This is a genomic window from Putridiphycobacter roseus, assembly GCF_003234935.1.
Classification (GTDB): domain Bacteria; phylum Bacteroidota; class Bacteroidia; order Flavobacteriales_D; family Crocinitomicaceae; genus Putridiphycobacter; species Putridiphycobacter roseus.
Map to the genome: position 1 here is coordinate 11362 of NZ_QKSB01000010.1, position 24892 is coordinate 36253.

19 protein-coding genes are annotated in these 24892 nt (G+C 33.9%); 16 read left to right on the forward strand and 3 right to left on the reverse strand.

The genetic code is table 11. The features are described 5' to 3' along the window. Window positions 1–149 precede the first annotated feature (149 nt). Window positions 150–3143, reverse strand: coding sequence for a CotH kinase family protein (locus DNU06_RS13845; RefSeq protein WP_111064091.1), 2994 nt, complete (start codon window positions 3141–3143; stop codon window positions 150–152). Window positions 3144–3271: 128 nt separating this feature from the next. On the opposite strand from DNU06_RS13845, the gene DNU06_RS13850 reads away from it, so the two are divergent. The 14 genes from DNU06_RS13850 (at window position 3272) to DNU06_RS13915 (ending at window position 16220) form a co-directional block, all read left to right on the forward strand. Next, window positions 3272–5617, forward strand: coding sequence for a transglycosylase domain-containing protein (locus DNU06_RS13850; protein ID WP_146239255.1), 2346 nt, complete (start codon window positions 3272–3274; stop codon window positions 5615–5617). A gap of 3 nt (window positions 5618–5620) precedes the next feature. Next, window positions 5621–6319 (forward strand): CoA transferase subunit A, encoded by a 699-nt coding sequence (locus DNU06_RS13855; RefSeq protein WP_111064093.1) that lies wholly within the window; start codon window positions 5621–5623, stop codon window positions 6317–6319. 1 nt (window position 6320) lies between these two features. Continuing rightward, complete coding sequence (locus tag DNU06_RS13860) at window positions 6321–6977, forward strand: 3-oxoacid CoA-transferase subunit B (RefSeq protein ID WP_111064094.1); 657 nt, start codon at window positions 6321–6323, stop codon at window positions 6975–6977. Between the two features lie 63 nt (window positions 6978–7040). Next, complete coding sequence (locus tag DNU06_RS13865) at window positions 7041–7505, forward strand: YceD family protein (RefSeq protein ID WP_111064095.1); 465 nt, start codon at window positions 7041–7043, stop codon at window positions 7503–7505. A 43-nt stretch (window positions 7506–7548) separates the two neighbouring features. Further along, complete coding sequence (rpmF, locus tag DNU06_RS13870) at window positions 7549–7740, forward strand: 50S ribosomal protein L32 (protein ID WP_111064096.1); 192 nt, start codon at window positions 7549–7551, stop codon at window positions 7738–7740. A gap of 207 nt (window positions 7741–7947) precedes the next feature. Next, entirely contained in the window at window positions 7948–8943 is a 996-nt protein-coding gene (locus tag DNU06_RS13875; RefSeq protein ID WP_111064097.1) for a beta-ketoacyl-ACP synthase III, read from the forward strand. Window positions 8944–8966: 23 nt separating this feature from the next. Further along, window positions 8967–9446, forward strand: coding sequence for an acetyl-CoA carboxylase biotin carboxyl carrier protein (accB, locus tag DNU06_RS13880; protein WP_111064098.1), 480 nt, complete (start codon window positions 8967–8969; stop codon window positions 9444–9446). A gap of 23 nt (window positions 9447–9469) precedes the next feature. Then, complete coding sequence (accC, locus tag DNU06_RS13885) at window positions 9470–10804, forward strand: acetyl-CoA carboxylase biotin carboxylase subunit (protein WP_111064099.1); 1335 nt, start codon at window positions 9470–9472, stop codon at window positions 10802–10804. 106 nt (window positions 10805–10910) lie between these two features. Continuing rightward, the gene (locus DNU06_RS13890) at window positions 10911–12668 is read left to right on the forward strand and encodes an ABC transporter substrate-binding protein (RefSeq protein ID WP_111064100.1); all 1758 of its coding nucleotides are present in this window, start codon (window positions 10911–10913) and stop codon (window positions 12666–12668) included. A gap of 5 nt (window positions 12669–12673) precedes the next feature. After that, the gene (locus tag DNU06_RS13895) at window positions 12674–13498 is read left to right on the forward strand and encodes a hypothetical protein (RefSeq protein ID WP_111064101.1); all 825 of its coding nucleotides are present in this window, start codon (window positions 12674–12676) and stop codon (window positions 13496–13498) included. A 63-nt stretch (window positions 13499–13561) separates the two neighbouring features. Then, window positions 13562–13954 carry a DUF1987 domain-containing protein gene (locus tag DNU06_RS13900; RefSeq protein WP_111064102.1) on the forward strand — a complete coding sequence of 131 codons (393 nt, stop codon included), beginning with the start codon at window positions 13562–13564 and terminating at the stop codon, window positions 13952–13954. Between the two features lie 95 nt (window positions 13955–14049). Then, entirely contained in the window at window positions 14050–14697 is a 648-nt protein-coding gene (locus tag DNU06_RS13905; RefSeq protein WP_111064103.1) for an OmpH family outer membrane protein, read from the forward strand. A gap of 2 nt (window positions 14698–14699) precedes the next feature. Continuing rightward, entirely contained in the window at window positions 14700–15251 is a 552-nt protein-coding gene (locus DNU06_RS13910; RefSeq protein WP_111064104.1) for a DUF4924 family protein, read from the forward strand. A gap of 45 nt (window positions 15252–15296) precedes the next feature. Then, window positions 15297–16220: a lysophospholipid acyltransferase family protein gene (locus DNU06_RS13915; RefSeq protein ID WP_111064105.1), complete on the forward strand. Its 924-nt coding sequence runs from the start codon at window positions 15297–15299 to the stop codon at window positions 16218–16220. Here the strand turns inward: DNU06_RS13915 and DNU06_RS13920 are convergent. Then, entirely contained in the window at window positions 16217–16795 is a 579-nt protein-coding gene (locus tag DNU06_RS13920) for a DinB family protein (RefSeq protein WP_111064106.1), read from the reverse strand. The genes DNU06_RS13915 and DNU06_RS13920 overlap by 4 nt on opposite strands. Window positions 16796–16926: 131 nt before the next feature. On the opposite strand from DNU06_RS13920, the gene DNU06_RS13925 reads away from it, so the two are divergent. Continuing rightward, window positions 16927–22020: an amino acid permease gene (locus DNU06_RS13925; protein ID WP_111064107.1), complete on the forward strand. Its 5094-nt coding sequence runs from the start codon at window positions 16927–16929 to the stop codon at window positions 22018–22020. After that, complete coding sequence (locus DNU06_RS13930; protein WP_146239256.1) at window positions 22007–22855, forward strand: mechanosensitive ion channel; 849 nt, start codon at window positions 22007–22009, stop codon at window positions 22853–22855. The genes DNU06_RS13925 and DNU06_RS13930 overlap by 14 nt, the downstream gene beginning before the upstream one ends. A 568-nt stretch (window positions 22856–23423) precedes the next feature. Here DNU06_RS13930 and DNU06_RS13935 read toward each other — a convergent pair. Further along, window positions 23424–24890, reverse strand: a complete 1467-nt coding sequence (locus DNU06_RS13935) for an acetyl-CoA carboxylase biotin carboxylase subunit (protein WP_111064109.1) — start codon at window positions 24888–24890, stop codon at window positions 23424–23426. Window positions 24891–24892 lie beyond the last annotated feature (2 nt).

Here is a 24892-nt window from a genome sequence, read left to right on the forward strand (position 1 = left end):
TTTTACTACCGCATTCCATTTGTTAAAAAAGTGTTAAATCTATTTAAGACATTTACAAAGAAACCGTCAAACAATAAGGAACAATATGTTAACCTCTATTTTTTTATAGAAACTACAACATTTACTTACCAAAAAATCCTTTTTAGCCATTATTGTTTTTCACCAAAACGCGCATACATTTTATCAATATCTAACTTTTTAGTACCTTCTTCTTTAACGCCATTGACAATAATTACAGATTTTAAATCAATGAGATTTACTTGCTGTATATTACCCCATTTTGCATCTTTTAAATCAATAAGCGCTGGTGCATATTCTCCTTTTTTCTGAAAGGCAGAAAAGGCTACCTCTGCATTTTCAATACTAATTTTTTCGCCAATAACTTTAGAATCATCTTTTGAAGCAATACCTGTAATGGCACCATCAATTTGAATATTAGAGAGGGTTAAGGTTGATCTTTCTCCACCAGAAATTCCTTTATCACCAGATTTTTCCGCATTTAATTGATCAATTGTAACCACTGAACCAGAAAAGTCAATACAATCATTTCCTGTATTTTTAAAAGTAGATTTTTTTAAAGTCCCAGTACAAAAATCAGCATCAAACCCATCTGAAGTCGTGTTTTGAATGATTAAATCACTAATTTCAAAATGACTACGAATAATGTTTAAAGCATCTTCAGAGTGATTATTTTCAATCTTTACATGCTGCAAAATGGTTGGTGTTTCATAAATCGTCAAGGCGCCAGTTAACAGCCATTTTTCATATGCCAAATTCGATAATCCACTTATTGTAACATGCTCAAATCTTGCGATTTTTCCTTTCAAAATAGTCACCCCATTCGACGTACCATCCTTGCATATTAATTGAATAGGACGTTCGGTGGTGCCAATGGCATTACAAGTGTTATTGATAATCAATCCTCCCTTATTTTTAAATTCAATAATAGTTCCTGCAGCAATTTCTACTTCATATTGACTTGGAATATATATTAATCTATCGATAAGTACTTTGCCTTTAAATACAATTTTATTATTTTGAATACTAAAGGATTTATTACGCGGATCAAACCCAGTTTCTAATCGCATACGCGTGGTAGTTTCTCCTGGTTTTTCAAAAGGAAATACCGCTTTATAATTTAATTGATTGGGGATATTGTTATAGGTAAATACAATTTTTGAAGGTAAATACGTGGTAGTTGCAGAAGCCGTTTGAGCTTTATTTACATAGGCGTCTATATTTATTGTTTCTTTAAATGGTAATACAGAGTCCCCAAATAATTTAGATTGATAGCCAATAATGTGTACTGAATTTGGATGATAATTTTCAAAGTTTAAGGCGTAATTCACTGAATCAATTACCTTCAAATACGTATTTATTGAAATTTCTTTTACAAAAAAGGAATCTACAATGGTTGCATAATCTACCCTACTGATCCAATCGTCCACCTTGTTTTTTTCAGTTAAAACTACTTCCCAAATAGAATCTAACTTCGGTATTTCATTTTTTAAAAAAGCTGCGTGTTTATAATACACTTCTTTGTTAAAACTAAAATGTGGTTCTTCCACCATAATGGCTTCAACGTTTTCATTTAAGGCCGTTTCAACTATGCTAAATAAGGAGTCAAGGTAGGACGCTTCTGTCATTTTATTTATATAAAACAAATACTTCTCCTTAAAGGAACGGTGCAATAGAATGGCATTATCAAATACCAACTCTTCATCATGCTTGTTTTCTAATAAATTATGTAGGACGTTACTTTTAAAATTATCCTTAATTGAAAAAGGTATCACATCATATACAATATGTTCAATTTTTTGTGTTACTGGATTAAAGTAAAATCTTCTATTGTGCCAAGCTAGTGCATGGTTATGTGCAGATAATTCCATTAAGGCGTAGAATTTTGCCAATTGATCAATGTCAAATACTTCTTCAATTCCTAAATAGCCAGTTTTAAATAGATGCAATAAAACTTGTCCCTCTTCAAAGTTCATTTTTAATTTTGGATTTTTCAATGTTCTATTTTCTTTAAATAAAGAAATCATGCTCGCATTGAATACCGGAAATCTTGCCTCATTATCTGACTGTGTTAATTTATAATGGAATGCCCAAGCACCGCTTTCATCCATTTTTAAAATCGGCCCCTCTCTTCTCTTTCTGCTTTCTACTAATTGTTTATCAAAATGCTCTTCCAAAGCAAAAACACCATAATCAAACCCATTGATAGTTACTGAAATAAATTCATATTTTGTGGAAAGCAATCCCATTATGTCAGAAAATTGATGGAAGACCCATTCATGTATATAATTTCGAGTTTTTGGATGTTGAATAGAGAATGTTTTGAGTCCTAAGAATGAATTATTACCACTTACTTTAATTCTAAAAGATGTTTTCCCTGACTTTATGTGATCCGTCCAATCCCCTTTCAGTTTCATTTTAATTTTTAAGGAATCTTCTCCGTCTAGGATAAAAGCTTTTACATATTTTTTATTTTCACTGGCGATAATTTCAGACTTTAATGCATTAGAAATAAAGCCATCCAGTTTATTTTTACTTTTCTCTGGTATGTATAAATTCAACCTGTTTTTTAAGTTGTTTTTTGGTGCATTTGGTAAAATAGTCACCGAAAAATCATCAAAGTAGGCATCATTTCCTCCAGCAAACACAAATATTTTAATGCGTTTAACGCCTGGAGTAACCACAAATACTAAGTTGTGTTGTACCCATCCATCTTCCCCTGTTGCTCGCTTATCATAAAAAGTCCTAAACTTATGGGCATAACCATCACCTTCAATATCCGCGATTAATGTACCGTCCTTCGCGCCTTTTTTTTGCCATATGGAAGCGCGCACAAATTGGCCTTCTTTTACATTTTCTAATTTAAAATTAACTCCATATAAATTATTCGAGTCTAACTTTACCGCATGCGATCCACTTTTTGCGTACGTTTCATCCATTAAGTCACCGCCCCCCAAATAAAAATTAGGTTCACTCGTGGTAAATTTTATATCTCCAGAAATATTTTCCACCTGCTCCAAATCGGAGGTAATGGTAATTTCATTATTAGGTATTTTATTGGTTTGTGTATTACAACCAACGAATAAGAAAAATAAAATAAAAATGTGAAAAAATATGATTTTCATATGCAAATAATAATTTTAAGCTGTCAAATTTAAGAAATCTATGCATAGTTAATAAAATTATGATTGGATTAAATATACTTTTACGAATAGTATGTAACTTTACACTGAATTAAAATAAACGATTTAGTGTGATTAAAAAGAAAACAAAACGTATTCTCCTCATTGGAACTTGGCTAATTGCATTTACACCCTTGTTTGCAACGGTATTCATGTTAGAAAGGTCTAAGAGTAACATTCCTGCTTACGAAGAACTTTCAAGTCCACCAGACAAGCAAGCTTCTATTATACTTTCGGAAGACAAGGTAGAGATGGGAAGATTTTGGAGTGTAAATAGAAAAAGTATTTCCTACAAAGCAATTTCTCAGAATGTAATTTCAGCACTAGTTGCTACGGAAGATAAAAGGTATTACGATCATGCAGGTGTTGATAGTGAAGGCTTGGGTAGAGCACTTGGCGCTGCTTTAATTGGAAAGAACAAAGGTGGCGCAAGTACCATTACACAGCAATTAGCAAAATTATTATATACCATGAACGACACCGTGAATGGAGGTTTAGCTAGTTCAAAATTTGGTCGATTAAAACAAAAGTTTGGAGAAAATGTATTGGCTGTTCGACTAGAAAAAGCCTATACAAAGGAAGAAATAATTACCATGTATTTGAATAATTTCGATTTTTTAAATAATGCTGTAGGCATTGAAACGGCTGCACATGTTTACTTCAACAAAAAACCCATTGACTTAAAAATTGAAGAAGCGGCTATGCTAGTAGGCATGTGTAAAAACCCTTCTATTTTCAATCCATTACGTCACCCGGACACTACTAAACACAGAAGGAATGTTGTATTAAACCAATGGAGAAAAGACGCCGACAATGAATTCTTGGCAGTAAGTATCAGTCAAGCCCAATACGACTCTATTAAAACATTGCCTTTAGGTATCAGTTATCAGAAAGTTGACCACAAAGAAGGATTAGCGCCTCACTTCAAAGAGGTATTAAGGGCAGAATTACAAAATAAATTTAAAGAAAAAAATCCGGATGGTTCTTTTGTATATGCCAAACAAGATGGTTCTCCATATAACATTTATAGAGATGGATTAAGAATTTATACGACCATCAATTCAAAAATGCAGACTTATGCTGAGGCTGCTGTACAAAAGCACTTAGCAACTAGACTTCAGAACGAATTTGACAAAAGTAATAAGCGAAATAAAAATCCTCCTTTTGCCAATGACAGGGAAAATACGCCAGAAGCCATAGCACGAATTATGAATAGGGCCATGAAACGTTCCGACAGGTATCGACAAATGAAAAGAGGCGGGAAAAGTGAAAGTGAAATAAAAAAGGCTTTTAACACACCTATTGAAATGAATTTATTTGCCTACACAGGAAATTTTGACACCATTATGTCGCCCTTAGATTCCATTCGTTACTATAAAGGATTTCTACAAGCAAGTTTAATGTCTATGGATCCTAAAACCGGCTTTGTAAAAGCTTGGGTTGGTGGACCAAACTTCAATTATTTTGCTTTAGACCATGTTAAACGAACTAAAAGACAAGTTGGTTCAACCATTAAACCATTTGTATACGCTGCTGCCATGGGTATTGGCGTAATAGATCCATGTAAAACTTATGCCGATATATCCTACGGGATAGATGTTCCAGTATCGCCAACGAGAACCAAATCGTGGAATCCTGCAACAGGTACTAAAAATACAGGTGAATTGATTCCTGCAAAATGTGGTCTTGCCGGATCTTTGAACAACATAACTGTCGCAGTAATGAGAGAAATGGGCGCTACTGCAGGTCCACAAACCATGAACAAATTACTAAAACAAGTAGGAATCGATTTATTAGAACAAGACGTGGTACCTGCCATGTGTCTAGGACCAATGAGTCTTTCTTTATACGACATGGTTGGTGCACAAAGTACTTTTGCGAATAAAGGTATTTACATCAAACCAGTATATGTAATGCGTGTAGAAGATAAAAACGGTAATGTACTGATAGATTTAGAATATGAAATGCATGAAGCCATGCCCGAAGAGTTAGCTTATTCCATGTTAGGCATGATGAAAGGTGCTGTAAATGGAGCTGCAAATCCTTACCAAAACGGCAAGGTGTACGCTACTAGTTCCAGCCTTAGAAGCAGTCAACCTTGGGGAGGAATTAAAGCACCTACCGCAGGAAAAACAGGAACAACAAATAGCGCTGCAGATGGTTGGTTTATGGGATTAACTCCCGACCTGGTGACTGGTGTTTGGGTAGGTGCTGATGACAAACAAATTCACTTCCGCTCTTATCCTTGGGGACAAGGTGCTAGGATGGCGTTGCCAATTTATGGCTATTATATGCAAGAAGTTTATAAAGACAAAAAATTAAAAATTTCAACCAGTGATTTTGAAAGACCTAGAAATTATAATGATGATATTTTTAGGTGTAAAAACGAAGACACTAATATTGACGGATTATTTTAAAACATTATGAATAAAGTTGTAAATTCAGTAGAAGAAGCACTGGAAGGTGTTACAGATAACATGACATTAATGCTAGGAGGCTTTGGGCTTTGCGGTATTCCTGAAAATTGTATCTCAGAATTAGCCAGATTAGGCATAAAAAATCTTACTTGCATTTCAAATAACGCAGGCGTAGATGATTTTGGTTTAGGATTATTGCTTCGGACCAAACAAATAAAAAAAATGATTTCTTCTTACGTAGGCGAAAATGATGAATTTGAACGTCAGATGCTCTCTGGTGAACTAGAAGTGGACTTGATTCCACAAGGGTCACTAGCCGAACGTTGTCGTGCTGGCGGCGCTGGTATACCAGCCTTTTATACACCGGCAGGTTACGGTACCGAGGTTGCAGAAGGAAAAGAAGTAAAAGTATTCAACGGCAAACCCCATATTTTGGAAACAGCTTTATCGGCCGACTTTGCATTTGTAAAAGCATGGAAAGGAGATACAGAAGGAAACCTAATCTTTAAGGCTACTGCACGTAACTTTAATCCATTGATGGCTATGGCCGGCAAAATAACCGTTGTAGAAGTGGAAGAATTAGTACCTGCTGGTGAACTAGACCCAAATTTTATTCATACCCCTGGAATTTTTGTACAAAGAATTTTTAAAGGTGAAAAATTTGAGAAAAGAATTGAACAAAGAACAGTAAGACAGAAATAAGATGGCTTTAGATAAAATAGGAATTGCAAAAAGAATTGCACAAGAATTAGAAAACGGATGGTATGTTAATCTTGGCATTGGTATACCCACTTTAGTAGCAAATTATGTACCCAAAGGTATTGAAGTTGAATTTCAATCAGAAAACGGGATTTTAGGCATGGGACCTTTTCCTTTTGACGGAGAAGAAGATGCTGATTTAATCAATGCCGGTAAGCAAACGGTTACGTTAAACCCTGGCGCTTCCATTTTTGATTCTGCGACCTCCTTTGCTATGATTAGAGGACAACATGTCCAACTCACCGTACTTGGTGCTATGGAAGTAGCTCAAAATGGCGATATTGCCAATTGGAAAATACCTGGTAAAATGGTAAAAGGTATGGGAGGCGCTATGGATTTAGTTGCTTCGGCGCAAAATATCATTGTTGCCATGATGCATACAAATAAAAAAGGAGATTCAAAAATTTTATCCACTTGCTCCTTGCCCCTCACTGGGGTGAATTGTGTTACCAAAGTAGTCACTAACTTAGCTGTTATGTCGGTAAAAGACAATGCTTTTCACTTAATTGAAAGAGCCCCTGGTGTTACAGTTGAAGAGATAAAAAATGCTACTGCAGGTAAATTAATTGTACCAGATGTTGTACCAGAAATGAATATTTAAAAAATATTAGGTGTTAATTAAAAATAAATATATATCTTTGCACTCTCATTTTTGTAAGAGAATATGAAAAAAGATTTTATCATTGGTTTCACCAGTTTAAAAGACGGTCTTCATTCATTTGATTACAACATTGACGATACGTTCTTTGAGCAATTAGACTATTCTGAAATACAACAAGGAGATTTAAAAGTCCACCTTGACCTCGAAAAAAAGGCAACTTTAATGGAGGCACATTTTCAGATTAGCGGAAAAGTAACTTTAATGTGCGACCGTTGTACAGATGAATATGAACAAACGGTAGACACAGAAAATGAATTGATTTATAAATTTGGATCCGAAGCAATGGAAGATGAAAACGTAATAACGGTTTTTCATCATGAACATGAAATCGATATTACCCATCCAATTTATGAATTTATCATTACAAGTTTACCTTCCAAAAGATTACATCCGAAAGGAACTTGTAATGAGTCTATGCTTGAAATAATGGATCAATATCTTTTAGTCGGTAATGACGAAGAGGAATAAAGAAAAATAACTAGAATTAAAATTATATTTAAAATAAAGAAAAATGGCGCATCCTAAAAGAAAAATCTCGAAAACGAGAAGAGACAAAAGAAGAACTCACGTTAAAGCCGTTGCTGCTAACATTTCGACTTGTCCAACCACTGGACAACCACATTTGTTCCACCGTGCTTTTTGGCATGAAGGTAAACTTTATTACAAAGGAAAAGTATTAGCAGAAAAAGAAGTAGCTATTTAATTATAGTAGAAATTTTCTATACAATATTGGCTTGCTATAATTTATAGCAAGCTTTTTTGGTTTTTCATATTCTCTAAAATTCAAAAAACATACTTATATTTGAATTAATTTCGTATTTATTCTACATTTTTGGGAGTGGTTTAGGAATTTTTAATAATTTTACCGCTTCGGTTATTGCAAAACACCAAACTTAACACCTTAGATTAAATGAGTAAAATTACAGCAGCAATCACATCAGTTCACGGCTACGTCCCTGAAAAAATATTAAGTAATTTTGACCTTGAAAAAATGGTCGACACTAATAATGAATGGATTGTTTCGAGGACAGGTATTAAAGAAAGAAGAGTAGCTGCTGAAAATGAAGCTTTATCTGATTTCGGTGTAAAAATAGTGGAAGGAATTCTTGAAAAAAGGGGGATTGACGCTTCGGAAATAGACATGATTATTGTTGGGTCTATTACTGGGGATTATAAATTTCCTAGTACTTCAAATGTAATATGCGACCGTGTTGGAGCAACAAACGCTTGGGGATTTGATTTAAGCGCAGCTTGTTCTGGTTTTATATTCACCTTAGATGTAGGCAGACAATACATAGAAAATGGCACTTACAAAAAAGTAATTGTGATTGGTGGAGATGTAATGTCTAGTATCATTAATTATAAAGACAGGGCGACTTGTATTATTTTTGGTGATGGCGCCGGTGGGGTTTTATTAGAACCTAATACAGAAGGCTACGGTATTCAAGATGCTATTTTAAAAGCAGACGGTTCTGGAAGACAATTTTTATTGCAAGCCATTGGCGGTTCACGTGAACCTATTACCAAAGAAAATGTTGGTTCTGATGGTATGTATGTATACCAAGAGGGACAAACCGTTTTTAAAAATGCGGTAAAAAGTATGGCTGATGTTTCCGCTGAAATCATGGAAAAAAATAACTTAACCAGTGAGGACGTGGATTATTTAGTACCACACCAAGCGAATTTAAGAATTATTGATGCCACAGCAAGAAGAATGGGCTTAAACCCAGATAAGGTTACCGTCAACATTCAAAAGTTTGGCAATACCACATCTGGTACCATCCCATTGTGTTTATGGGAATGGGAAAAGAAATTTAAAAAAGGAGATAATATTATTTTAGCAGCATTTGGTGGCGGCTTCACATGGGGAGCAATTTACATCAAATGGGCTTACGACTCAAAATAAATTGACGAATAACATCTATAATTATGGACATTAAAGAAATACAAAATTTAATCAAATTTGTTTCAAAATCAGGCGTAAACGAAGTAAGTTTAGAGCAAGGTGATTTTAAAATCACTATCAAAACAGATATGCCTGCGGCTGATCCAGTTTATATTCAGCATTCTTTGCCAAATGCGGCACAAATGCCAATGCAAGCTGCACCGGTTGCACCTGCACCAATTGTGGAAGCTACACCTGCAGTAGCTGTTGAAGAAGATAGCAAGCTAATTACAGTTAAATCACCTATGATTGGGACCTTCTATAGAAGACCTTCTCCAGATAAAGATTTATTTGTAAATGTAGGAGATTCAATAAAACCAGGAGATGTGGTTTGTATTATTGAAGCTATGAAATTATTTAACGAAATTGAATCTGAAATAACAGGTAAAATCGTTAAAATTTTAGTAGACGATATGTCTCCTGTAGAATACGATCAACCTTTATTTTTGGTTGACCCTGCTTAATTGAATTAAAAATATCAAACTATATGTTTAAAAAAATATTAATTGCCAATAGAGGCGAAATTGCTTTGCGTATTTTAAGGACATGTAAAGAAATGGGGATCAAAACAGTTTCTGTTTACTCTACGGCCGATAAAGACTCCTTACATGTTCGTTTCGCAGATGAAGCGGTATGTATTGGTGGACCGCCTAGTTCTGAATCCTATTTAGTGATGGATAGAATAATTGCAGCTGCTGAAATTACAAATGCAGATGCAATTCACCCAGGGTATGGCTTCTTATCTGAAAATGCTAAATTTTCTAAAATTTGTCAAGAACACGGGATCAAATTTATTGGTGCCTCTCCTGAGATGATTGAAGCAATGGGCGATAAAGCCTCAGCGAAGAAAACCATGATAGATGCAGGTGTACCTTGTATTCCTGGTTCTGAAGGTTTGTTGAGAGACTTAGACCATGCAAAAGAAGAAGGTATAAATGTTGGCTATCCTGTAATGATTAAAGCAACTGCCGGTGGTGGTGGTAAAGGAATGCGAATTGTTTGGAGTGAAGAAGAAATGGAAGAACATTGGAATTCTGCACGACAAGAATCTAAAGCTGCCTTTGGAAATGATGGTATGTATATGGAAAAATACATAGAGGAACCACGACACATTGAAATTCAAATTGCTGGCGATCGTTACGGTAATGCTTGTCACTTGTCAGAAAGAGATTGTTCTATCCAAAGAAGACATCAAAAATTAGTAGAAGAAACCCCTTCTCCTTTTGTAAACCAAAAGTTAAGAGAAAAAATGGGTGCAGCTTCTGTGAAAGCAGTAAAAGCAGTAAACTACGAAGGTGTTGGAACTATTGAGTATTTAGTAGATAAACACAAGAATTTTTACTTCATGGAAATGAATACTAGAATTCAAGTAGAGCATACTATTACGGAAGAGGTAATCAACTACGATTTAATTAAAGAACAAATTAAATTGGCAGCTGGAGATAAAATTAAAAAGTCAGCCTACTACCCTCACCTACATGCTATCCAATGTCGTATTAACGCAGAAGATCCTTATAATAACTTTAGACCTTCTCCAGGGAAAATAACCGATTATCACCAACCTGGTGGACATGGAATTAGAGTAGATACACATGTTTATGCTGGATATGTTATTCCACCATATTACGATTCTATGATTTCTAAATTAATCACTGTGGCACAAACACGTGAAGAAGCAATTAGAAAAATGGAAAGAGCTCTCGAAGAATATATTATTGACGGCGTGAAAACAACTATTCCTTTTCACATGAAATTAATGAAAAATGAGAAGTTTAGGTCTGGTGACTTTACCACTGCCTTTATGGATACATTTGAAATGTAATACCGCAATCAAAAAACAATGAAAGCGTTCGAATTATCGAACGCTTTTTTTTTGTTCTTTACTTATAATAACTATATTTATTACTTCATTATTAAGTAAACATTTTATGAAGAAAATTATTCTTGTTTTTTTTACACTATTCGCACTGTATAGTTGCAGTGACCAAGTCAAAAAAAATAAACAGAATAATAAATTACCCATCACGTTAACCACTGCAAAAGGCGGTAAGTTTTATGGAGAAACATTACACGTAAATTCATCTGAACCAATAACGGCACTATTTCCCGCAAGTGTTACAGATATCTATTCTCAACACGTATCGAGTCAGATATATGAAGGCTTATTAAAATTTGACCCAAATGACTTAAGCATTCAACCTGCGATTGCAAGTTCTTATACCATTGACTCTTTAAACAAAAAGTACCGATTTAACATCCGGAAAAACGTCTACTTTCATAATGACCCTTGTTTTATTGACGGTAAAGGAAGAATGGTTACTGCAAAAGATGTTAAGTATGTATTTGAATTTTTATGTTCTAACCATAAAATGAATGCCTCTACCATTCAGTGGAGAACAAGTATTCTTGGTGCGAATGATTACTTCGAAAATAAAACCGACCATGTAGCTGGGATAAAAATTATTGACGATTTTTGTATCGAAATTGAATTAAATGAACCTTTTTCTGGATTTCTAAACCTATTGGCCTTGATCCATACCTCTATTTTTCCCAAGGAAGCATTTGAAAAATATGGTCCCCAATTAATGAACGAAATGGCTATTGGCACTGGACCGTTTGAAGTGTTAAGCATTGAAGACACCTTTAAATTACGGAAAAATTCCCATTATTGGCGCAAAGATGAATTTGGTAATCAATTGCCCCTTTTATCGTATATAAATATTCAATTCGACCAGAATAAATCTAATGAATTAGCAGACTTTAAAAAAGGGGAGCTAGATTTCATATGGGGACTTCCAGTGGAAGAAATTCCAAATGTGATTGGGAGTTTAGAAGATGCTAAAAATGGAAAAAATAAAGAATTTACGGTCCAATCTATTAATAGCTTACAAGTAGAGTATTATGGTTTTTTAATGAAGGATAGTTTATTGAAAAATAAAGCCCTCCGAAAAGCCCTAAATTATGCCGTGAATAAAAACTATATCGCGACCTATATTTTAGAAGGTTCCGCCTTACCTGCTACGCATGGTATTATTCCAACGATTCATGGTTATCCGAATGCCAATGTAAAAGGTTATGCATTTTCGAAACAAAAGGCACTCTATTATCTAAAAAGGGCTGGATATACCAATGGCAACCAAGTAAAAGATTTAAAACTTTATTATAATAACTCAGGCCAAATAATTGAATTAGTTGCCAATTCTATACAAAAACAAATATCGAATATACTAAACATAGACCTTCAATTAGTTCAATACGAACGAAAAGATTTGTTTAGCAAAATTGAAAATAGCGTTTTACCTTTTTGGCGATTTGGATGGATTGCAGATTACCCAGACCCAGCTAACTTTATAGCTTCCTTTCATTCAAAAAATATTAACTCGGCTTCTAAAAGTGCCAATAATTATGGCTTGTATAACAATCCTGAATTTGATTTTTATTTTGACAAAGCCATGTCAGCTTGTAATGATTCTTCCAGAATGCTGGACTTGGCAATGGCCGAAAATATATTGATGGAAGACGCCGCGGTATTACCACTATTTTACTATACTTCTATCCGATTAATCAATCCACAATTAAGAGATTTTCCAATTAACGAATTAGAGTATAGAGATTATTCTTTGGTTTATTTTACCAAAGAAAAAAAGAAACGGGTCCGTGTTTATGAATCTTTATCCAAAGAATAATTAATATGCAGAAAGCTATTTTCATATTTGATGCTGGTGGAACCAAAACAGATGTGCTATCGCTACAACAGGGCGAGACAAAAAAATATTCCCTACCTGGATTTAATCCCAATCGGAAGGAAAAAGAATTCTTATCGGCCATTAACGAATTAAATATCTCAGAAAATAGTCAAGTCTACTTTTACGGTGCAGGAATTAAACCCGCACAGCATAAAGATTTTCTCCGCACGTTAATGGGAACAAGCGACATCTTTGTGAATGATGATTTATTAGGAGCTGCTCGGGCGTCTTTTGGGGATAAAAAGGGGGCAGTGGTAATTATGGGCACAGGTGCCAATATTGGTTATTATAACGGTAAAACTATGTTGGACCAAAGAGGTGGTTATGGTTATCTTATTGATGATTTAGGCGGTGGCTACGAATTGGGAAAAAAAATAGTATCTGCATGGCTATCTGGAGACTTAAACGAGCAAACCAACCAAGTGATTCAGGACTACATTTGCACACCAAAAGAAAATTTTATTACCACATTTTATCAAAATATTGATTTAGGACTGTTAGCTGGTCTTTGTAAAATAGTTTTACCTGAGATAGAAAAAGACCCAAACCTTAAAACCATTACGCTAAATTATTTTGATGTTTTTGTTAAAACACACCTCATACCATTTTCTAATAAACACCATTTTAATTCCATATCCTGTGTAGGATCCATTGCATTTTACTATAAAAAATATATTACGATCGCTTTTAGTAAAAATGGCATAAGAATTGATTCCATTCTATTGAAACCAATAACCGAATTATTTAAGTTTCATTTAACAAAATTATAATATTATATTGTTAAAGGTAGAGAACTTAGCTGTACCTTTGCGCTTGATTTTACGTATAGTAACATGATGACACAATTAAACATACCAGCCACAGAGAAAACACCAAGCATACGTTTTGATCCAGCCAATGATTTTTTTGAAATCAAAGGTGTTTCATTACCCGTAGAAGCCGAACAATTTTATAGTCCCATCATTGAATGGGTAAAGAATTATATTGTAGATGCACAAAAGAAAACCAAGTTGATGGTAGATTTACAATATTTCAATATAAGTTCATCTAAACAATTACTCGATATTTTTTTCCAATTAAAAAGACTAATTGGACTAGAAAAGCAAGTATTGATTGAATGGCTTTACGACAGTGAAGAGGAGGATTTATTAGAAATGGGACAAGACTATGAATTCATGGTCGGGATACCCTTCAAATACACTGAACACCAATTAATTACGAAGTAACCTTGTTAATATTTCACAAAAAAAATCAAATTTAAGGACTTGACAAAAGGCCTATTTACAATTTGTTTCTATTTTTGCACCATATTTAAAACCTAATGGAAAATAAAAATACACTTGCAAAAGCAGCGTTAGCTATTAATGTTGTTTTAATAATCTTAGTTATCATTCTTTTTACTAAAGTTGGAAAAGGCAATAACACAGTAGAAAACCCTTCAATTACTTCTAGTGATTCCAATGCCGTAGTTTCGACACCTGTACAATCAGCTACTGGAAAAATAGCTTTTTTTAATATGGATTCTTTAAATAGTAAATTAAAACTATTTGGAGAAATCGAAAAAGAAATTAAAAATGCAGGAATTGCAGCAGAAGATAAAATGCGTAGAAAGCAAAGAGATATTGATGCATGGAAATCGAAGTGGGAGAAAAAAGGAAAATTATTATCCACTGAAGAAGCACAGTATTACAAAGAGGCTGAAAAAATTCAAAACGAAGCTATGCAATTTGAACAAAATGTGCAAATGAAATTAGCGCAAGAACAAGAGCAGTATATGCAAACTTACGCCTTAAGAATTTCAAACTTCGCAAGTGATTTCGCAAAGAAAAATGGATATGACGTTGTATTTTCATACCAATTTGGACAATCTCCTTGGTACTACCACGAATCATTAGACATTACGAATGCTTTAGCAAAGGATATGAATGCTGATTTTGCAGCTTCAACAACTCCAGAAGGAGAAAAATAATTATGCAAATCGCAAAAAAAACTAAGGAAAATAATATTTCGGAATATGTATTATACATGTACCAAATTGAAGATTTAATTCGTGCCAATAATCTTTCGTTAGATACTATTGTCACTACTATACTTAAACCGCAAATTCAAGACGAAAGTATTTTAGATGCGTATAAAGTATGGTATGCCGACCTGATTAAGCAAATGAAAATAGAGGGGATTCAGAAAAAAGGACATTTAAGTGATTTAAATGAAATTTTAATGGAAATGTCTCTATTACACAATACCCTAATTAACATTATTAAAGAGCCGAAATATTTAAAAGTATTTGAGGGTGCTTTGCCAAGCTTAAAAGCTTTTCAAGCAAAGAGTAATGCTGGAGATATTAACTTAATTGAAATAGGCTTCAATGCACTTTACAGTAAAATTATACTTGGATTAAAAAAGCAATCCATTAGTGAAGCCTCCAATGAAGCCTTTAAGTCTATTGCTACTATGTTTGGTTTTTTAGCTGCATATTACAAAAAGATGAAAAAAGGGGAATTAGATTTTGCTAATAATTAACGCTTATTACAATTCTCCTTCTCTATAAATAATTAGCTTTGTTTTGTGTTAAGCAAAATACTATATTACGGCATTCTTCTCCCCCTCTCCTATCTCCCTTTAGGTTTGTTATACTTACTGTTCAAACCAGTTTTTTGGGTCTTATACTACGTGGTTGGCTATAGAAAAAAAGTAGTAGAAAAAAACATTGCGCAATCCCTTCCTGAAAAAACGCTTTCGGAACGAAAACAAATTATTCGAGACTTTTATTTATTCTTAACCCAATTGTTGGCGGAATCTATAAAAAACCTAAGTATCTCAAAGAAAAACCTCACTAAAAGACTAACGGTTAAAAATCCAGAGTTGATGGAAAAGTTGTATCAGGAAGGAAAATCAGTCATATTCTTGTCGGCACATTATAACAACTGGGAATTCTTAATCACTGCACAAAACATCATTTTTCCACACCAAGCAATTGGAATCGGCACCCCTTTAAGTAATTCATTTTTTAATACAAAAATAAATAAAAGGCGGGCAAGATTTGGGATGGCAATTGCCAATGCCAATGATTACAAAGCCATTTTAAGCGCGCACTCAAAAACACCCACAGCCACCTTAATGCTGGGTGACCAAGCACCAAATCACGTTGAAAATTCTTATTGGACTGAATTTCTTCATCAAAAAACACCCTTCTTTTTTGGCGCAGAAATAATGGCTAACCAAAACCAATCGGCTGTGGTTTATGGCACTTTACAAAAGGTGAAAAAAGGATATTATCAATTAGAATTAAAATTAATCACGGCATCTCCAAATGATGAGAAATACGGCATGATTACCCAGGAATACGCAGATTTATTAGCACAAGATATTCAACATGAACCCTCGAAATGGTTGTGGTCGCATAAACGTTGGAAAAGACAAATACCAGAAAATTTAACCGCAGTTCAATTTTCACATCAACAAAGGTTTGAAGACAAGTTCAGAAATTAACCATTAATTTTCGTCAATGCATTTTTTGCTTGAAAGATGTGCCTTTCGTTATGGTACACCATAAACAACAAAGCGTCCCCAATATTTAATTTTACAACAGGTCTTAAAGACAAGGGTACTTTTGTTTTTCTTAAATCAATCGTTTCCGCATCTTTTAGCAGATCAATAAATTCTCGGTTGTGTGCTAAATACTCTGTTAAAACATTTTCTGTACTTAAAGATTTATTCACTAATGGGTTATAATCTTTTGGCGACTTTAATTTACGTTTTACATTTTTTACCTTGCCTAATTTTACCGAACGATAAACTGCTTTACCCAATGGACTACTGATAAAATGAGTCCCCGGCTCAATAAACCGCGAGTTGGTAATTCTTCCTTTTAAAACTGGAATATAATACCGGTAATAAGCATTCAAATGTTCAATGCATTGTGCCGCACTCCAACTGCGTTCATTAGGTTGTTCGTTTAAATCTTCGACTGTTTGATTTAAAAAATTTTCAGTAACTTCTTGAGTGAACCCATTCGTTAAAATGGCTATGCGCTTCAATAATACTTCAACTGCGATTCTTTTCATGACAAACAACTTAAAACAAAGTTAATTTTTTTCAACATAATGGCTCGTATTTTTATAAGAATAATTCTGTTTAAATTGGTCTAACCGAAGATTATTAACTAAATTTCATTTTTTTCTTCTGAAAATTAATTATGAGCGAACAAAAGAAGTTTGGAACATTTGCTGGGGTATTCACTCCTTCTATATTAACCATTTTAGGAGTAATGCTATACCTACTTTTTGGAAAAGTAGTAGGAAATGCAGGTCTAGGTGGTACGATTATTATTATCATAATCGCCCACATCATATCCATATCAACGGGGTTAAGTGTATCTTCTATAGCCACAGATAAAAAAGTAGGTGCAGGTGGCGTGTACTATGTTTTATCCCGAAGTCTTGGCTTACCTATCGGAGGAGCCTTGGGCATTACCCTTTTTGTTGCTACTGCAATAAGTATTGCGCTCTACATGGTCGGTTTTGCTGAAGTTTTCAACTCCATTCTTGACATCAATTTTGTGGAAATAAAGCAGGTAGTCAACGACCAAGAAGTTAAATCCTACCTTGTAAATGATAGCCAATCTTTTTTTAATGGTTGGTCCGACATTGATTTGATACGTTTCACAGGTACAATTGGCTTAATACTTCTAACAGTTATCGCTTTAATCAGCACCTCAATCGCTATAAAAACGCAATTTATTATATTAATTTTAATTGTTCTTTCATTGGTAGCCATAGCTTTTGGCGATCCAAGTCTGGCCACAGTATTTACTAAGTCCGCAGTAAACCCTGCCAATCGTCTAGATTATTTTGAAGCATTTGCTTTATTCTTCCCCGCTGTTACGGGTTTTACCGCCGGTGTTGCCATGTCTGGTGATTTAAAAAATCCAAAAAAATCTATCCCAATCGGTACCATGCTTGCCATTGCTGTTGGTTTTGTTGTCTACATGTTAGTCGCCATATTTTTATTCTATAATTTTTCAAGCGAAACGCTCATAGAAAATACCAACCTACTTTATGAAATAACCTTATACGGCGGTATTTTTGTCATTCTCGGTGCTATTGGTGCCACACTTTCTTCTGCCATTGGCGGGATTTTAGGGGCTCCCCGTATTCTTCAAGCCATGTCGGTTGACAAAATTACACCCAAATTATTTGCCAAAGGAGTAGGAAAAGAAAAGGAACCAAGAAATGCACTTTTATTGACCGTTTTTATTGCTGAAAGTGGTGTCTTAATTGGACAATTAGAAGTCATTGCTGTAATTTTAACCGTCTTTTATTTGGCTGCTTACGGTTTTATCAATTTATCTTTTTTCCTTGAAAGTTGGGCAAGTGCAGACTTTAACCCTAGTTTCAAAGTCAATAAATGGTTTGGATTAATCGGGTTTATTGCCACATTTACGATAATGTCACAAATCAGTATATTGTCCATGATTCTCGCTTTGGTCATTATTTCAGGCATATACCTTTACCTTAATAATAAACAAGTTTCCCTAGGCACAGGAGATATATGGCAATCGGTCTGGTCGACGATTGTTAAAAAAGGATTAAGGAAGATGGAGACCTCTAACGACCATAAAAGAAACTGGAAACCAAATATTCTTTTATTTAGTGGTGGAAATGAATCTAGGGATAAATACATTGAATTCAGTAAAGCGATAGCCGGACAAACGGGAATCATTACTAATTTTGATTTGATTGAAAACAAGGAGGCAAAAGTATTATTTCCAAAACATAAACAATGCGTCAAAGATGAGGAACTAGAGAAATACGGCATATTTGGTAAACAGATTGAAGTACAGAATGAATTTAAGGGGATTGAAAGTATTGCTTCTACTTTTGGCTTTTCGGGAATTGAACCCAATACCATATTAATGCAATGGCCTGGAGAAACCAAAGACCCTGTTTGGTTTACCGATATGACCCAAAAATTATTTGACCTAGATTTTAATGTATTGTATTTAGACTATGACAAGCGTTGGGGATTTAGAAAGAAAGAAACTATTGATTTATGGTGGAGAAGTGTTGGCAATAATGCTGAATTGATGCTTAGCTTAGTTAAATTTATCAGTCATTCTACAGATTGGGCAAAAGCAAATATTCGCGTATTATTGGTCAATGATACAAATACAGAAAATCAAATTATTGAAAATAGAATACAACAAGTAGTAGACCAATTCAGGGTAAAAGCCAAAATAAAAATAATCTCCAACCGATTGGACCAAATTCCAATTTATGAATTAATGAAAATGCACTCTTCTGAAGCTGACTTAGTGTTTGTTGGTATTCCTGAAATTGAAGCGCCTGACCAATTTATTAAAGAAACCAATGAACTGATCAACACCATTGGCACCACTTTACTGGTAAAAGCTTCTAGTCAGTTTGAAGAGACAGATTTAAAAGTAGAAACCATTGAATTAAATTACGAAACAGTTGCCATTACCGATTCCAAATTAATTCCCTTGACTGCTTTTGAAGACGCAAAACTGAATGAGGCCATTGTACAAATAGACAACCTATGGGGAGAAGTATATAAAACAGCATTGAATGACAGTATTGATCGTATTGCCATGTTTCACTTTAAACAAGTTGCAAAAATAAATACAAAAATTCAAGCCTTTATTAAAAATGTTACCACAAATCCTGGCATGGATTTTTGGATAGAAATTCAACAATTATTAACACAAATCAACACGATTTATGAAGATGATATGAAGTTTCAACTCCCTGAATTCTATCAGGATTTTGATCAGTCATTTGCGGCATATATTGCGCAAAAGGAAGAATCTATTTATGAAGTACCTAAAAAAATTCGCCTCAGCAAAAGAAAAGACAATAAGGGAGCGTATGTGCATAAACCAAAAAAAATTGCTTGGAATAAGCAAATAGAAAGGTTATGGAATACAAAAGGAAAATTGAATTTACAAAGCAACATACAAGAATTCGGTTATCAGAACTATATTTTATTACACCAAAGTAAAAATTTAATTCACCAAGAGTTAAAAAAGCTAGTCCATCAAATAGAAAGTGGCGCCCAACTTACCAGCAATTTTGAGAAAAGTTTTACCACAATAAATGAAAAAATAAACGAAAATATCTCTCAACTTGGAATTTCATTGTACAAGCAAATAAGGAGTGCTGATCGTGCTTTACTTAATAAGCTAGGTGGGATTCTTGAAAAGACGAGTTTTAGAAGAGAAATCCAAGAACGCCTCCCCTATTTAAACCGTCGTGAAGAAAAGCAATTACAAAATAGCTTGCGCAATTACTCTGGTTATTGGCAAAGAAACATGGTATTGTTTAGTTTAAACATGCAGGCAGACATTTATTTAATTCAATTTTTGGTTAAAATTGATCACCTAGTAGGCAATATTAAAGAAAGAGCAGCAACAGATTACATAGTAGAATTAAATAAAAATATAGCCGTAATTCAGTCTAATGTAGCTACCATAAAAGACCTAATAAATACCAATAAAAAAGGTGCATTAAGTCAATACCAACCCAAATTGACTGCGGATGTTTATTTTAACCTAGATGGTATTGTTCAATATGTACTTGACTTTATACAAAATGGGCTTGAAAAAATTCCTGAAGAAGTGGTTTTAATGAAAGCGAATTCAGTAAATAGTATTCGTAACATTCAAGAAAAAGAAGTCGGAACCATACAAGTTCAACTCGACGACATCAGTGATTATTTGACTAAGATAAACTTTTATAAACCGTTTAAAGATATCGTTTCAAACTATATTAATCAGTTAAAAAAAATAATCTCTACTGCATTAAATGGGGTTTACAAATTACAAAATGAATTAGAAAACTATGCAAAGACCAATCAGACTGAAGGATTAAATGCTGCGCTTGAAGCATTAAGTGTAGATTGTGAGTCCTGTAATTTAGCTTTCCAAACCACGCACCAAGCCTTTGCTTTAGAGTTAGATAATTTAAAGGTGCAATTAGCAGATGTATTAAACATCAATAAAATAATAGAACAGTACGAAATTATTTACCCCCAAGCCAAATTAGAATCTAAAGGAAATAAAATTAAGGGGCAGATTAAACAGTACCAAAATAAAATTGGTGGCTTTCTAAACAAAACTGTTTCTAAACTTATACAAAGAAAAGAGGATAGTGAAAAAATTGCAAATGTGGATAAATTCAGCCATGTTTTAAGTCCGATTAGCATTTACCAAAACTTTATTGCGCAGTTTAGTATCAAGCCGCAAGTTCAGATTAATTTACCATTTTATTACGACCAATTGTTTTCTGGAAAATACTATTCCGATACAGAAATCATTGAAAATAGAACAAATGAAGTAGCACTCATAAAAAATGGGTTACAAAAAATTGATGAAGGAGTTTCAGGTGGAATATTAATCCTTGGAGAAAGTCTTTCCGGAAAATCTTATGTGGCCAACCACATTATTCACCAAGTATTAAAAGATGCGGACGCTTATCGATTAAGACCCCTAGGGCAAAAGAGGAAAGAAAATGCTTCCATTTTGCGAATTATACAAACTGCTACAGGAATTCAAGACTCCATGTCGGGTATTATGCATCAATTAAAACCAAAAAGTATTTTCTTTATAGAAGACATTGAAACCTGGTTTTTAAATACAGAAAATGGGAGTAAGTTATTGAATGAGTTAAGCAATTTAATGCACCAATATGGGAGTATGCATTACTTTATACTTACGGGTAATATTTTTGCTTATGGGTCGATTAAAAAGCATGCTACTATCAACCACCATATCATTGCAAGTATTGTTTTAAATCCTTTAACTAGTTCTGAAATTAAAAAAGTAATAGAAACTAGACATCATTTAGGCAGTATGAATTACATTTATAAAACGATTCCTGAAAATTATTTGTCCGATTCAAAGAAAGCAAAATTAATGCAACGATTTTATCAAAATGCAAAGGGAAATGTTGGAATGGCTTTAAAATATTGGATTAGTAGTATTGAAAGTGTAGATGAAAATAACATTGTTATTTCACCAGTTCCAGCAGCGGTATTACCCCCATTTCCAGACGAAGTATGGCAAAGTATGATCTATCAGTTTCAGTTACACAAAAGACTATCTAGAAACGATTTAAATGCCATCTATGGAGACAGTAATAAAGTCTGGATCTACAGACATTTAATTCTGTTAGAAAAAGCAGGATTAATAAAAAATATTGAAAAAGATTTATTTGAAATGCCTTCCAGTATTCGTTTTTTCATTGAAAAGAAATTATATGTCAACAATTGATACCCTTATCCCTTTAAATAGTGACAGCATTCCTGCAATACAGCAGACGGTTCCACCTATTGTAATCAACGTGCGCGATACCATCATTAACCAAATCACCACGAACAGCAGTCCGCTAACTACCGACCATATGACCATGGACTGGGACCTCAGTGTGTCATTTTGGTTGATTCTTTTAATTACCGGTATGGGACTGGCTGTATTTTTTGGAATTGCCTTCCTTAAAAAATATATTTTACCCATACTAAAATCGAAATTTAAGGCCGATAAAGTCAAAATACTTTGGGGCAGAATAAGCATGATGATTTGGCTACTATTTGGACTTTTTTCGGTCTATTTATTGTTAAAATCAAGTATCATTTTAACCAGTATTTTATTGGTTCTAACTTTTGCCCTGTTCCATCAATTCTTTATTGACTTTTTTATAGGTTTATACTTTAAATTCGAACACCAAATTAAGGTCAACGATCACTTTAGACTCGACGCCATGGAAGGTGAAATAGTAGCCTTTAAAAACAGGCATTTACAACTGGTTAACAACAAGCAAGAGCAGCTTTTAATCCCTTATAGGAACCTATTAAAGCAACCTATTATTATTACCAAACAAGTGGAAAACTTAGCACAAAAAACAATCGTCCTTACATTGACTGGTGAAGTGGGTAATAATTTATTGCGATTAAATACCTTAATGGAAATGTGTCCTTGGATTTATAATCCCAATCACTACAACATTACACAACAAGAAAATGACACTTATCAAGTTACAGTAAGGGCCAAGGAAATATTTACGTTCAGTAAAATTGAAGCCTATTTAAAAGACAAATTAGGTGAATAAGAATTATTTAACCAATAGAAAGACACTACTTTTTTAAATTTTAAGGCGGGTATTTCTACATGAAAAATGGCCTAGTTTAATTGCAATAGCTACTTTTTAAAAGGACTTAAAATACCCACAGATAAAATTGCTCCTAATGGCCTTGCACATCACTTAAAATCGAATCCTGAACTGTTTTATAAAATAGTTTATACGCAACTTACTTTTTCTTCTTTGCGTAAAAAAAATAATAAAAGGAGATCCATTTGGTCCCGCCTTTTAGACTTAATTTCTATATCTTCCATCCTGCAATTAGAAATTCACTTAGGGAAGAATGCCTTTTATTTCGAGGGAATATATTTTACCTACCCAATTCTTATGCAGTCCTTCTGTTAAACCATAAAGTTTAAATTCAATAGTACGCGAACAGCATACAAGACAAGCAAAATAAAATACCTAAATTAATAGGCATTTCAATTATTAATCCGCGCACAACTCTCCTATTTTAGTTCAAAAAGAACCGTAGATTTTACCAAGGTTAAATACATAAAACTGTACAAACCTGTACTATTCTAAAGTTAAAACCTGCTTAACGGTTATTTAGCCAAGCTGAAAAAGGAGCTTGTTTAAACTGCGGTATATTTTCTTTTAATTTTTCTTGAAAAACTTGAAATGCCTTAATGCTAATAGCTTCACTAAGGGGAGTTTTAAGTAGCGCCAAATCATAATGTTCTCCCACAAAATTAATCGTAAACTTTCCATTTCTAAACTCTGGGTGGTTTAAAGCGAACTTACAAAAGCCTAAAGTAGTAGCAAAGCCATTAATTTTGTATGCATCAATTGCTTTTATGGTCTTATCAATAGCTTCGTCTCTTGTTTTTGCATGCACAATTAATTTTGCAATCATGGAATCATATTCAATGGCAATTTGCATACCTTGCTCGTAACCATCATCCACTCTAATACCCAAGCCTGTTGGTTTTTTATAGTATTCTAAAACACCTAAATCTGGTAAAAAATCATTTTCAGGATCCTCCGCATATACCCTTACTTCAATGGCATGTCCATTTATTTTAATATCACTTTGTTTTAGGTCTAATACTTCCCCTCTTGCTACTTTAATTTGCTCTTCCACTAAGTCTAGGCCGGTAATCATTTCTGTAACTGGATGCTCTACTTGCAACCTAGTATTCATTTCTAAAAAATAAAAATTCTTATTTCTATCCAATAAAAACTCAACCGTACCTACTCCTTCATAATTACAGGACTTAGCTACATTTATCGCGGCAGCTCCCATTCGTTGTCTCAATGCTTCATCCACAACAGCAGAAGGCGCTTCTTCAATAACTTTCTGATGCCTACGTTGGATAGAGCATTCTCTTTCTAATAAATGAATTACATTTCCGTGTTGATCTGCTAAAATTTGAATTTCAATGTGTTTAGGATCTTGAACAAATTTTTCAATAAATACAGCACCATTACCAAAAGAAGAAACAGCTTCAGAAACTGCACGGTCGTATTGACTTTCAAACTCTTCATTAGACTCCACCACTCTCATTCCTTTTCCGCCACCACCAGCAGAAGCTTTTATCAAAATTGGATAACCGATTCCTTCAGCAATAATCTTTGCTTCATTAATATCTGTTATTGCTTCGTCCGTTCCAGGCACCATGGGTACATCAAATGCTTTCACGGCTTGTTTGGCATCAATCTTATCTCCCATAATATTGATTGCTTCAATTCCAGGTCCAATAAATTTAATTCCTGCTTCGGTCACACGTTTAGCAAAAACTGCATTTTCCGATAAAAATCCGTAAGCAGGATGAATACCATCTGTATTTGTTTGCAATGCAATATCAATAATTTTATCTTGGTTTAAATAACTTTTTGCTGGAGAGGATTCTCCTAAGTAATAAGCTTCATCTGCAAATTTGACAAAAGGTGCATTTTTATCTGCATCAGAATAAACTGCAACAGAAATGATATCTAATCTTTTTAAAGTTCGCATGATTCTCAGTGCGATTTCTCCTCTATTTGCTACTAATACTTTTTTCATAG